The sequence below is a fragment of the Streptomyces sp. WAC05292 genome, assembly GCF_003949955.1.
In the GTDB taxonomy this organism is placed as follows: Bacteria; Actinomycetota; Actinomycetes; order Streptomycetales; family Streptomycetaceae; genus Streptomyces; species Streptomyces globosus.
Window position 1 is genome coordinate 1 of record NZ_RPSE01000188.1, and the last position, 11,576, is coordinate 11,576.

The following is an 11,576-nucleotide window of genomic DNA, read 5'->3' on the forward strand; positions in this document are numbered from 1 at the left end:
GGACAGGACCCCGCGGCCGCGGCCGGTGGTGCTGCCGCCGTCGGGGAGGGCGTTCGACGCGTGGCCGCCGTCGTGGCGGGTGCCGGTGCCGCCGGCGCCCGCGGCCGCGGGGTCCTGTCCGTGGCCGGCCATGGCGGAGTGGCCGCCGGCGGTGCCGCTGCCGGCGGTGGTGGCCAGGTGGAGGGCGGTCGGTACGCCGGCTCCGGCCAGCAGCACGGCAGCCGCCGCGCCGACGAGGGCGCGGCGCCGGCGGGTCCGGCGGGCGGGGACGGCGTGGCGCAGCCGCTCCAGGGCGCCGTCGGCGGGCTCCAGTCCTGCGACGGCTGCGTGCAGCAGGGTCCGGAGCTCCTGCTCCTCGCCGCCGCGCGGCCCGGTGTGGTCGTCCATCATGACTGCGCAGCCTCCATCGCCACACGCAGCGCGGCAATGCCCCGCGATCCGTACGCCTTCACCGATCCGAGGGAGACGCCGAGGGTCTCGGCGACCTGGGCCTCGGTCATGTCCGCGAAGTACCGCAGCACCAGCACCTCGCGCTGCCGCCGCTGGAGCCCCCGCATGGCCTTGATGAGATCGTCCCGTTCCAGCTGGTCGTACGCGCCCTCTTCGGCGCTGGCCATGTCCGGCATCGGCTTGGACAGCAGCTTGAGGCCGAGGATGCGGCGGCGCAGTGCGGAGCGGGAGAGGTTGACGACGGTCTGGCGCAGGTACGCCAGGGTCTTGTCCCGGTCGCGGACCCGGTTGCGGGCCGAGTGGACGCGGATGAACGCCTCCTGGACGACGTCCTCGCAGGATGCGGTGTCGTCGAGGAGCAGGGCGGCCAGGCCGAGGAGGGAGCGGTAGTGGGCCCGGTAGGTCTCGGTGAGGTGGTCGACGGTGGTTCCGGCGACGATCTCCCGCGGCTCGGCGGCGTCGCCGCCGGCGGCCGCCCGCACCTCGGCGGCGCCGCGGGCCGCGGCGTCCTCGGGTGCCCCTTCCTCGCCGGAGGCGCCCGCGCTACCGCGCGGCGCGGGCACGAGGCCGCCCCGGGTCGGCACGCCGGACAGCCCGCGCGGCGGCACGGCGGGCGGCACCGGGACGGTCACCGGGAACCCGCCGGACGGGCCGGGCCGTCGCCGGGGCGCGGCGATCGTGCTGCGCACCGGGATGCCGGCGAAGTCGAGAAGTGCCTCTGCCACGCCCGTTGGACACGCGTCCCCCCGCCAGGGTTGTACGCGCGAGGCTGCTTCACCAGCAATATGTTCATTGCCCTCATGCGTACTCGCTCTTCCTGATTGCCCCAGTCCGTCCAGGCGGCAGTCAGGCCATCACCTTGATCTAGGGATCAGCACCTGATCCTACAAAGTGCATTACGCGAATTCAGCAGCGATCAGTTCCGCGGTCTGGACGGCGTTGAGCGCGGACCCGTGGAGCAGGTTGTCCGCGCAGACGAAGAACTCCAGCGAGCACGGGTCGTCGAGGGAGGCCCGCAGCCTGCCCGCCCAGGCGGGGTCCGTGCCCGCCGCGTCGACGGGGGTGGGGAACTCGCCGGCAGCCGGGTCGTCGACCACGACGACGCCGGGCGCGGCCTGGAGGACCTCCCGGGCCCGGCCGGCGTCCACGGCGCCGTCGAAGCGGGCCCGCAGGCTCAGCGAGTGGCCGGTCATCACCGGTACCTGGACGCAGGTCACGGCCACCGGCAGGGCCGGCAGCCGTAGGATCCGGCGGGTCTGCGCCCGTATCGCCAGCTCCTGCGTGGACCAGCCGCCTGCGGCGAGACCACCGCACCAGGGGACCACGTTCAGCGCGAGGGGGCCCGCGAAGGGCCCGGTGTCCTCGCCTACGGCCCGCCGCACGTCGCCGGTCATCCCGCCGAGCGAGGTCCCGGCGACCAGGGAGATCTGGCGGCGCAGCGCCTCGGAGCCGGCCCGGCCGGCCGCGCTGGCGGCCTGGTACGAGGAGACGGTGAGGTCGCGCAGCCCGTACTCGGCGTGGAGGGCGCCGAGGGCCGCGGCCATGGCGGCGGTGACGCAGTCGGGGCCGGCGACGATGCCGCGCGGGCGCTCCCGCACGTCCTCGGCGTTGACCTCGGGCACCACCAGCGGAACCCGGGGGTCCTCCCGGAAGGCGGCGGACTGGTCGACGACGGCGGCGCCGCGCGCGGTGGCGGCCGGAGCCCAGCGGGCGGAGACGTCGGCCGGGGTCAGGAAGACCGCGGTGTCGCCGCGGCCCATGCCGTCGAAGGCGTCTTCGGTGAGGGCCAGCACCTCGGTCTCCTCCCCGCGGACGGCCAGCCGGCGGCCGGCCGAGCGCGGGGAGGCGATCAGGCGTATCTCGCCCCAGACATCCGCCCGTACGGACAGGAGCTGGAGCAGGACGGAACCGACCGCGCCGGTCGCCCCGACCACGGCGAGCACCGGGCCGGAGGACCGGGCGGGGGTCATCGTCCGGTGCCTCCGTAGACGACGGCCTCGTCGCTGTCGGAGTCCAGGCCGAAGGCCGTGTGGACGGCGACGACGGCGGCGTTGACGTCGTCCTGGCGGGTCACGACCGAGATGCGGATCTCCGAGGTGGAGATCAGCTCGATGTTGACGCCCGCGTCGGACAGCGCCTGGAAGAAGGAGGCGGTGACGCCCGGGTTGGTCTTCATGCCCGCGCCGACCAGGGAGATCTTGCCGATCTGGTCGTCGTAGCGCAGCGAGTCGAAGCCGATCGCGGCCTTCGCCTTCTCCAGGGCGTCGATGGCCTTGTGGCCCTCGGTCTTGGGGAGGGTGAAGGAGATGTCCGTCAGACCGGTCGAGGCGGCGGACACGTTCTGGACGATCATGTCGATGTTGATCTCGGCGTCCGCGATGGCGCGGAAGATCGCCGCGGCCTCGCCCGGCTTGTCCGGGACGCCGACGACAGTGATCTTGGCTTCGGAGACGTCGTGGGCGACTCCGGAGATGATGGCGTGCTCCACCTGCTCGTCCCCTTGCGACTCGGGCTTCTCGTTGCTGACCCAGGTACCCGGCAGTCCGGAGAAGGACGAGCGGACGTGGATCGGGATGTTGTAACGGCGCGCGTACTCGACGCAGCGGTGCAGCAGCACCTTGGAGCCGGAGGCGGCCAGCTCCAGCATGTCCTCGGAGGAGATCCAGTCGATCTTCCGCGCCTTCTTCACGACGCGCGGGTCGGCGGTGAAGACGCCGTCGACGTCCGTGTAGATCTCGCAGACCTCGGCGTCGAGCGCCGCGGCGAGCGCGACGGCGGTCGTGTCGGAGCCGCCGCGGCCCAGGGTGGTGATGTCCTTGCTGTCCGCGGACACGCCCTGGAAGCCGGCGACGATGGCGATGTTGCCCTCGTCGAGCGCGGTGCGGATGCGGCCCGGCGTGACATCGATGATGCGCGCCTTGTTGTGGACCGAGTCGGTGATGACGCCTGCCTGGCTGCCCGTGAACGACTGGGCCTCGTGGCCCAGGTTTTTGATCGCCATGGCCAGCAGCGCCATGGAGATCCGCTCTCCGGCGGTCAGCAGCATGTCGAATTCCCGCCCGGCAGGCATCGGGGATACCTGCTCGGCGAGATCGATCAGCTCGTCCGTCGTGTCGCCCATCGCGGAAACCACGACGACCACCTGGTGGCCGTTCTTCTTGGCATCCACGATCCGCTTGGCGACGCGCTTGATGCCTTCGGCATCGGCTACGGAGGAGCCTCCGTACTTCTGCACGACAAGGCCCACGTGCGCTCCTCGCTCATTCCTGTACTGCGGTCGCGGGCCAGTGTAACGAGCGACCGCAATACGGCCGACGAGTACCACATCATGAGACATCCCGTTCAGCCCATGATCACGCCGTGCCAAGCCCCGCCGGGCCGCGCCGCCGCGCCGCCCGCGGGCGGGGGCGGCGGCCGCCGTCCGGCCGCTACCGCTCGCCGACCGGGTCGCGGACGGGCCTGCGCCCGACGTTGCCGAGTTCCTCGGCCATCACCAGGCCGGCCTGCTCGGCGAGGTCGTCCTCGGCGAGGTCCTCGTCGGTGTCGAGCCCGTCGAGCGCGGCCAGCGGCTGGTCCAGCCGCACGTGCGCGACGAGGGACTGCAGGGCGCGCAGCGTCGCCGAGGCCGTCTGCCCCCAGTTCGAGAAGTACGAGAACTGCCACCACCACAGCGCCTCGGCCGTCCGGCCCGCCCGGTAGTGCGCCAGGCCGTGCCGCAGGTCGGCCACCACGTCGGCCACGTCGTCGGAGATCCGGTGCGCCACCGGCGCCTTCCGGGGCTCGTACGGGTCGAAGACCTCCGAGTAGACGTCCACCGGCTCCAGCAGGTACGCGAAGCGCTCGCGGAGCTCGTCCACGTCCGGCTCGGGGCCCAGGTCCGGCTCGTAGCGCTCGTCGGGCAGGACGTCCTGGTAGGCACCGAGCCGGCCGCCCGCCAGGAGCAGCTGCGAGAACTCCAGCAGGAGGAAGGGCACGGCGCTGTCGGGGTCCTCGCCCTTGGCCACCTCGGTGACCGCGACGATGAACGACTCGATCTGGTCCGCGATCTGGACGGCGAAGTCGTCCGGGTCCTGTCCCAGGGCGTGCAGCGTTGCGTCAGACATCGAGAAGTCGCCTTCCTTCAAAGGCACGCCCGAGCGTGACCTCGTCCGCGTACTCCAGGTCTCCCCCGACGGGGAGCCCGCTGGCCAGGCGGGTGACCTTCAGGCCCATGGGCTTGATCATGCGCGCGAGGTACGTGGCCGTCGCCTCGCCCTCCAGGTTCGGGTCCGTCGCCAGGATCAGCTCGGTCACCGCGCCGTCCGCGAGCCGGGCGAGCAGCTCGCGGATGCGCAGGTCGTCCGGGCCGACGCCCTCGATGGGGCTGATCGCCCCGCCCAGGACGTGGTACCGGCCGCGGAACTCGCGGGTCCGCTCGATCGCGACGACGTCCTTCGGCTCCTCCACCACACAGATCACGGAGGTGTCGCGGCGCGGGTCGCGGCAGATGCCGCACTGCTCCTCCTGCGCCACGTTCCCGCACACCGCGCAGAACCGGACCTTGTCCTTGACCTCCAGCAGGGCGTGCGCGAGGCGCCGGACGTCCGCCGGCTCCGCCTGCAGGATGTGGAAGGCGATCCGCTGCGCGCTCTTGGGCCCGACGCCGGGCAGCCTGCCCAGCTCGTCGATCAGGTCCTGGACCACGCCTTCGTACAACGGAACGCCTTCTTTCGCTATCGGGTGGGGGGTGCGGGGAGGGGCTAGAACGGCAGGCCGGGGATGCCGCTGCCGCCGCCCAGGCCCTGGGCCAGCGGGCCGAGCTTCTGCTGCTGGAGCGCCTGGGCGTTCTCGTTCGCCGCCTGCACGGCGGCCACGACCAGGTCGGCGAGGGTCTCGGTGTCCTCCGGGTCCACCGCCTTCGGGTCGATCACCAGCGCGCGCAGCTCGCCGGAGCCCGTCACGGTCGCCTTGACCAGGCCGCCTCCGGCCTGGCCGTCGACCTCCGTGCGCGCCAGCTCCTCCTGGGCCGCCGCGAGGTCCTGCTGCATCTTCTGGGCCTGCTGGAGCAGCTGCTGCATGTTGGGCTGACCGCCACCGGGAAACATCGGGTGATTCACTCCGTACGTCGGGACGCTTGGTCAATCCGAGCCTACGTGCTCACCGCGCGCAGCGCCCTACGCCGAGAGGACCAACTCTTTCGAGTGAGGGGCGCGGCGTGCGCACCGCTGATGGGGACCTTCCTGCGGGCGGAAAACCGGGGATTCCCCGCCCACCGGCCGCCATTCGAAGGTAGGAAAGGGCATGCGCACCATTTAGCACACGCGCACCACCACACGTCAGCGCAGCAGAGGGAGCGCCGGGTGAGCCAGCCGGAGATGCAGCCCGAGGGGCCGGCCCGGGATCCCCGGGAGCCCCGGGACCCCCGGGAGGAGGGCGGCGGACCGATGGCGGCGGGCGACCTGACCGGGGGGCCGTTCCCCCTCGGGGACTGGGGCGAGCCGGCCGAGCGGCTGGACGAGCTCTACCGGCGGGTCGAGGCCGACGCGCTGCGCACCGCCGAGTGGTACCTCTCCGACCGGGCGTTCAAGCGGCGGGGCGCGCGGATCCTGCGGGCGGGAACGGCGGCCGGTGCGGTCGCCGGCGCCGCGATGCCGCTGCTGGAACTGGCCGGGGCCGCGCAGGGCGCGTCGCAGTACGGCTACCTCGCACTGCTGGTGAGCGCCGCCTGCCTGGCCTGCGACCGGTTCTTCGGCCTCACCTCCGGCTGGATGCGCGACGTCGCCACGGCGCAGGCGGTGCAGCGCCGCCTGCAGACCCTCCAGTTCGACTGGGCCTCGGAGAACGTGCGCGAGGTGCTGGGGCCCACCGAGGGCACCGCCAGCGAGGCCGCCGAGCGCTGCCTGACGGTCCTGCGCCGCTTCTCGGAGGACGTCACGGAGCTGGTGCGCTCGGAGACGGCCGAGTGGATGGTCGAGTTCAGCGTCGGCCCGGCGCCGCTGGTGATGCAGTCCCTCGGCGGGTCCGCCGGCCGCGCGTCGGAGGCCGGCGCGCCGCCTGCCCGCTTCCCGCTCCCGCGCGAAGGGGCTGTCGTCGTGCGGAATCGGCCCCGCCGGCTCCTCCAGCGACGTCGGCCGCCCGGGCGGGGCCGGCGCCACCGGCGGGTTCGCCGGGTCGATCCCGATCGCCGGGGCCACCACCGCGAGCTCCCGCAGCAGGCCCTGCGCGGAACCCAGCGGGCCGCCCCCGGCCAGCAGTTCCTCGTTGGCCAGCGGCGCCTCGAAGTCCACCGGCACGTACGCGCCCGCGTGGTCGTAGTGCCAGACCAGGTGCGACTGCTGGGCCGCCGCCTCGAACATCTCCAGCAGCTGCTCGTAGTCCCCGCCCAGCTCGTCGACGGGCGTCACCGGCAGCCCGCAGACCCGCAGCAGGTAGGCCCGCCGCAGGAAGTGCAGGGCGTCGTAGTCGAAGCCGGCGACCGGGGCGACGTCCCCGCTCAGCCCCGGCATGTACGCGAAGACCGGCACGGACGGCAGCCCGGCCTCGCCCAGCGCCTTGTCGTACGAGGCGATCTCTTCCGCGAAGGGGTTGTCGGCGCTGTGGCACAGCACGTCGACAAGGGGAACCAGCCACAGGTCACAGGCCACTCGGGCTCCGATCAGTCGTTGTCGCGCCGATGCCGCCAGCGTAGTGCTCCGGACACCCAGAGCGAAGGGCTGCGCAGAACCCGGGGGCCGCCGGGGGCGGTCTCCGGCCATCGGGTGGGCCCGGCGCCCCGAGCCGCTACCGCGGGCCCACCCGCCAGACCCAGACGTCCCGGACCCGCTCCGGCTCCGCGCCGAGCAGCCCCGTCAGGAGGCCCCGCAGTTCGTCGGCCCGGTCCTGGGAGGGCAGCACCACCGCGCCCGCCTTCCAGTGCGCCAGGTCCCGGCGGGCCTGCTCCCGCCACTCCGGGGTGGCCTCCGGGGCCGGGGCGCCGTAGCGGACGTCCCGCAGCAGGTTCGACAGGTGCCGCGGCGGGGCCCCGTAGATGCCGATGCGGTCCTCGCCCCACGGGCCGTTGAAGTAGCCGCCGGCCAGCCGGAAGCCGAAGTCCGCCTCGACCTGCCAGTGCAGCGCGTCGGCCTGCCCGGGGTCGGGGAGCGGCACGGGGACGAGGGCCTCGCCCTCGCGGACGTAGTCCTTCCAGGCGCCCGAGGTGACGAACGCGGGCACCGGCGCCCGGTCCCGTACCGCGAGCGGCAGCGGCAGCACCGGGATCACCGCGGCGGCCGCCGCGAGCAGGCCGAGCGTCCGCAGCTCGCGCGCCCGGGCGCGGGCGGCCCCGTCGAGGGCCAGCGCCAGCAGGATGCCGAGGATCGGGGCGCACACCATCGCGACCCGCCCCTCGATCACCGACTCGAACAGCGGCGCGTGGGCGAGCGCCGCCCAGGGGCCGGGCAGCACGATGTCGGTGAGCGGCAGCCGCACCCGGGGCCCCAGCGAGAGCAGCAGCGCGGCGGCGCCGGTGAGGGCCAGCGCGCGGATGCCGGGCCGGCGCCACAGCCAGACGCACACGGCGGTGCCGAAGGCGAGCAGCGGCCACCCGTAGAAGGCGTTCTGCTCCGTGGTGTTCATGGAGAGCCGGGCGGCGGTCTCGGCGTCGCCGAAGAGGGAACGGGCGGCGTACTCGATCAGTGCGCGCGGGCTGTTGCCGGCGTTGTCGCCGTGGAGGACCGAGTGGTAGCTCTGCGGGCCGAGGAACTGCCAGTACAGCGGGACCGCCACCAGCGGCAGGCACACGGCCAGCGCGATGGCGAGGCCGCGCGCGAGGGGCCGCGCGGCGGCGAGGGCGCGCCGCCGGTCGACCGCCAGGTACGCCAGGCAGAACAGCAGCATGCCGAGGGCGGCGATGAGCAGCGGCTCCTCGCCGATGAAGATCTGGTACGCCGCGAACAGGCCGAGCAGTACGCCGTCGCGGACGACGCGGCGGCCCTCGCACAGGCGCAGGGCGCGGTCGACGATCAGCGGCAGCATGAAGAGGACGACGAAGTTCGGGTGGCCGTTGGCGTGCGAGACCATCGGCGGCGCGAACGCGGCGAGCGCCCCGCCCGCGGCGGCGGCCCACCGGCCGCGGACGAAGCGGCGGCGGATCAGCCAGTACCAGGTCCAGGCGCTGGCGGCCATGCCGAGCGTGAGGACGAGGGCGAAGGTGACGGTCTCCCCGAACAGCAGCGTGATCGGGATGAACGGGACGTTCAGGCCGAGCATCGTGGCGTTCGCCATCAGGTTCACGCCGTCGGGCATGCCCTGGGCGGTCGTGAAGAGCGGGTTCCGCAGATGGGTGACGTTGTCGGTGACGACGCCGGTGAACCACTCCCACTGGTTCTGGTCCTGGAGGGCGTCGCGCAGGTAGCGGCCGTCGAGGTCGGCCCACAGGCCGTGGAAGAGGTAGAAGGACAGGGCGAGGAACACCCCGGCGACGGCGAGGCCGCCGGCGTTCAGGCGCCACAGGTCGGCGAGCGCGCGGCGGCGGCCGCCCGCGGGGCGGCGGCCGGGCGGGCCGGTCGGCGCGGCGGAGCGGCGGACGGGCACTTCGGCGACGGCGCCGGGTCCGGACTCGCGGCGCAGCAGCCGGGTCACCTCGGCGTCGACGGCGGGGCCGTCGAGGGCGGAGGCGGCGAAGGCGGCACGCGCCCGGTCGCCGTCGAGGAGGGCGAAGCCGCAGGTGTCGGCCCGGAAGCCGGGGACGCCGGGGATGCCGAGGGCGCGGACGAGGCGGCTGCCGGTGCGGCCGAGGACGGCGACGGGGAGCCGGGGGGCTTCGGCGGCTTCGGCGGCTTCGGGGGCCGGGGCGTGCGGGTTCCGGTCGGCGGGGAGGTCCGCGGGCGGGGCCAGGAGCGGTTCGAGGCGGTCCAGTTCCTCCGGCGGCACGGCGAGCCCGGCGTCGGCCAGGAGGATGCGGCGGCCCGTGGAGGCGGCGACTCCGGCGCGCAGGGCGGCGCCCCGGCCGCGGGGGGCGTCGAGGCGGACGAGCCGGATCCGCGGATCGGCGGCCGCCTCGGCCAGGACGGCGGCGGCGGTGCCGTCGTCGGAGCCGTCGTCGGCGACGACGACCTCCCAGGCGGCGGGGCCGGTCCCGAGGCGGGAGTCGAGGTGCTCGCGGAGGGCGGCGGCCGTGGCCCGGATGCGGTGTCCGTCACGGTAGGCGGGGAGGACGACGGACAGGCCGGCGGGCGCGGCGGGGCCGCCCGGGGCGGCGGCCGGGTCGGGCAGGGTGGCGGCGGAGTCCGCGTTCGCGGCGCTCACGCGTCGGCCGTCTTCAGCGTGGCGGCCCAGTCCAGGCCGTGCTGGTTGTACGCGTACACGAGGCGGCGCACCTCGTCGGCGTCGCCGCGGGTGACCGCGTCGATCAGCTCGTTGTGGCCGGACCACAGCCCGGCGTTCAGGTCCGGTGCCGCCTTCAGGTGCGGCACGGCGAAGACCCAGCACTGCACGCGGATGCGGTGCAGGAAATCCGAGATGTACGTGTTGCCGACCAGCCCGCTCAGCTCCCTCCAGAAGCGCAGGTCGTAGCCGATCAGCACTTCGAGCGAGCCGCTCTGCACGGCCCGACACGCCTCTTCGGCCCGACGGCGCACCGACACCAGCCTCTCGCCGCAGCCGGGCGCGGTGCCGCGCTCCACGAGCCGCCGGAAGATCCCGTCGACTATGAGCGTACGGGCCTCGATCATCCCCCGGAAGTCGTCCAGGGTGAAGACGCGCACGCGGAAGCCGCGGTGCTGGTCGGATTCCAGCAGCCCCTGCGCGGCAAGGTCGACGAGCGCCTCGCGCACGGGCGTGGCGGAGACGCCGTACTGTTCGGCGATCTGCTTGACGGTGAACTCGGTGCCGGGTGGCAGGCGCCCCGCCAGCACCTCGTCGCGCAGCGCGTCCGCGATCTGCCGGCGGAGTGTGTTGCGGGTGACGGCGGCGCTGCCTGCCATGGGGGTCCTTACTCCTTGGGGTGAACTTCGGACACCTTAGGGCAGGCAGCGCGGCCGAAAACCGATCGATTCGGTGCTGTTATCGAGTTGGCCCCGGTCAGGCGGAGGCCGTGTGCCGGTCGGCGACGGTGAGCGCCTCGTCCAGCAGGGCCAGGCCCTCCTTCGCCTCGGCCTCGGTGACGGTGCAGGGCGGGACGACGTGCACGCGGTTCATGTTGGTGAACGGCCACAGCCCGGAGGCCTTGCAGGCGGCCGCGAACTCGGCCATCGGCGCGTTGTCGGCACCGGAGGCGTTGTACGGGACGAGCGGCTCGCGGGTCTCCCGGTCGCGGACGAGCTCGACGGCCCAGAAGGCGCCGAGGCCGCGGACGTCGCCGACCGACGGGTGGCGTTCGGCGATCTCGGCGAGCGCGGGGCCGATCACGTCGCGTCCGAGGTGGGCGGCGTGCCCGACGACGTCCTCCTCCTCCATCGTGCGGATGGTGGCGACCGCGGCGGCGCAGGCCAGCGGGTGCCCCGAGTAGGTCAGCCCGCCCGGGTAGGGGCGGGTGGCGAACGTCTCGGCGACGGCGGCGGAGATGGCGACGCCGCCGAGGGGGACGTATCCGCTGTTGACGCCCTTCGCGAAGGTGATCAGGTCGGGGGTGACGCCCCAGTGCTCGGCGGCGAACCAGCGGCCGGTGCGGCCGAAGCCGGCCATGACCTCGTCGAGGATGAAGACGATGCCGTACCGGTCGCAGAGCTCGCGTACGCCGGCCAGGTATCCGGCGGGCGGCACCATGATGCCGGCGGTGCCGGGGACGGTCTCCAGGATGATCGCGGCGATCGAGGCGGGCCCCTCGAAGGCGATGGTGTCGGCGAGGTGGGTCAGGGCCCGCTCGCACTCCTCGGCCTCCGTGGTCGCGTGGAAGGGCGAGCGGTAGAGGAAGGGCCCCCAGAAGTGGACCACCCCGGCGGAGCCGGTGTCGGAGGGCCAGCGGCGCGGGTCGCCGGTCAGGTTGATCGCGGCGGCGGTGGCGCCGTGGTAGGAGCGGTACGCGGAGAGGACCTTCTGGCGGCCGGTGTGCAGGCGGGCCATGCGGACGGCGTTCTCGACGGCCTCGGCGCCGCCGTTGGTGAAGAAGACCTTGTCCAGGTCGCCGGGGGTGCGCTCGGCGATGAGGCGTGCGGCCTCGGAGCGGACGT

The 11,576-nt window shown here is 73.9% G+C and carries 9 protein-coding genes and 3 pseudogenes; 1 reads left to right on the forward strand and 11 read right to left on the reverse strand.

The genetic code is table 11. The features are described 5' to 3' along the window. The 7 genes and pseudogenes from EF903_RS19565 to EF903_RS19595 form a co-directional block, all read right to left on the reverse strand. Nucleotides 1-390 (reverse strand): annotated as a pseudogene (locus tag EF903_RS19565) (hypothetical protein); the annotation flags it as partial. Then, on the reverse strand, nt 387-1,175 hold the full coding sequence (locus EF903_RS35315; protein WP_260615623.1) for a SigE family RNA polymerase sigma factor: 789 nt from the start codon (nt 1,173-1,175) through the stop codon (nt 387-389). The gene EF903_RS35315 and the pseudogene EF903_RS19565, both read right to left, overlap by 4 nt. 171 nt (nt 1,176-1,346) lie before the next feature. After that, nucleotides 1,347-2,420, reverse strand: coding sequence for an aspartate-semialdehyde dehydrogenase (locus EF903_RS19575; RefSeq protein WP_125544934.1), 1,074 nt, complete (start codon nt 2,418-2,420; stop codon nt 1,347-1,349). Further along, nucleotides 2,417-3,697 (reverse strand): aspartate kinase, encoded by a 1,281-nt coding sequence (locus EF903_RS19580; RefSeq protein ID WP_125544936.1) that lies wholly within the window; start codon nt 3,695-3,697, stop codon nt 2,417-2,419. The genes EF903_RS19575 and EF903_RS19580 overlap by 4 nt, the downstream gene beginning before the upstream one ends. 181 nt (nt 3,698-3,878) lie before the next feature. Beyond that, on the reverse strand, nt 3,879-4,553 hold the full coding sequence (locus EF903_RS19585) for a DUF5063 domain-containing protein (protein WP_125544938.1): 675 nt from the start codon (nt 4,551-4,553) through the stop codon (nt 3,879-3,881). After that, nucleotides 4,546-5,145 carry a recombination mediator RecR gene (recR, locus tag EF903_RS19590; protein ID WP_125544940.1) on the reverse strand — a complete coding sequence of 200 codons (600 nt, stop codon included), beginning with the start codon at nt 5,143-5,145 and terminating at the stop codon, nt 4,546-4,548. Before recR ends, EF903_RS19585 begins: the two co-directional genes overlap by 8 nt. A 44-nt stretch (nt 5,146-5,189) precedes the next feature. Further along, a complete protein-coding gene (locus EF903_RS19595; RefSeq protein ID WP_114053486.1) occupies nt 5,190-5,534 on the reverse strand; it encodes a YbaB/EbfC family nucleoid-associated protein in 345 nt (114 codons plus the stop codon). A gap of 255 nt (nt 5,535-5,789) precedes the next feature. On the opposite strand from EF903_RS19595, the pseudogene EF903_RS19600 reads away from it, so the two are divergent. Next, a pseudogene (locus EF903_RS19600) lies at nt 5,790-6,566 on the forward strand (SLATT domain-containing protein); the annotation flags it as partial. Here EF903_RS19600 and EF903_RS19605 read toward each other — a convergent pair. The 4 genes and pseudogenes from EF903_RS19605 to EF903_RS19620 all read right to left on the reverse strand — a co-directional run. Beyond that, nucleotides 6,450-7,073 (reverse strand): annotated as a pseudogene (locus EF903_RS19605) (hypothetical protein); the annotation flags it as partial. The pseudogenes EF903_RS19600 and EF903_RS19605 overlap by 117 nt on opposite strands. A 136-nt stretch (nt 7,074-7,209) precedes the next feature. After that, nucleotides 7,210-9,714, reverse strand: a complete 2,505-nt coding sequence (locus EF903_RS19610; RefSeq protein WP_260615625.1) for a glycosyltransferase — start codon at nt 9,712-9,714, stop codon at nt 7,210-7,212. After that, nucleotides 9,711-10,391 (reverse strand): GntR family transcriptional regulator, encoded by a 681-nt coding sequence (locus tag EF903_RS19615; protein ID WP_125544942.1) that lies wholly within the window; start codon nt 10,389-10,391, stop codon nt 9,711-9,713. Before EF903_RS19615 ends, EF903_RS19610 begins: the two co-directional genes overlap by 4 nt. Before the next feature lie 97 nt (nt 10,392-10,488). Beyond that, nucleotides 10,489-11,576: aspartate aminotransferase family protein (locus tag EF903_RS19620; protein ID WP_148142540.1), on the reverse strand; the 1,088-nt coding region annotated here is incomplete at its 5' end.

What these genes read in the sequence shown, in the direction of transcription:
- EF903_RS19595 (WP_114053486.1), bottom strand. Translation starts at nt 5,534, where the DNA reads ATGTTTCCCGGTGGCGGTCAGCCCAACATGCAGCAGCTGCTCCAGCAG.
- EF903_RS19575 (WP_125544934.1), bottom strand. Translation starts at nt 2,420, where the DNA reads ATGACCCCCGCCCGGTCCTCCGGCCCGGTGCTCGCCGTGGTCGGGGCG.
- EF903_RS19585 (WP_125544938.1), bottom strand. Translation starts at nt 4,553, where the DNA reads ATGTCTGACGCAACGCTGCACGCCCTGGGACAGGACCCGGACGACTTC.
- EF903_RS19615 (WP_125544942.1), bottom strand. Translation starts at nt 10,391, where the DNA reads ATGGCAGGCAGCGCCGCCGTCACCCGCAACACACTCCGCCGGCAGATC.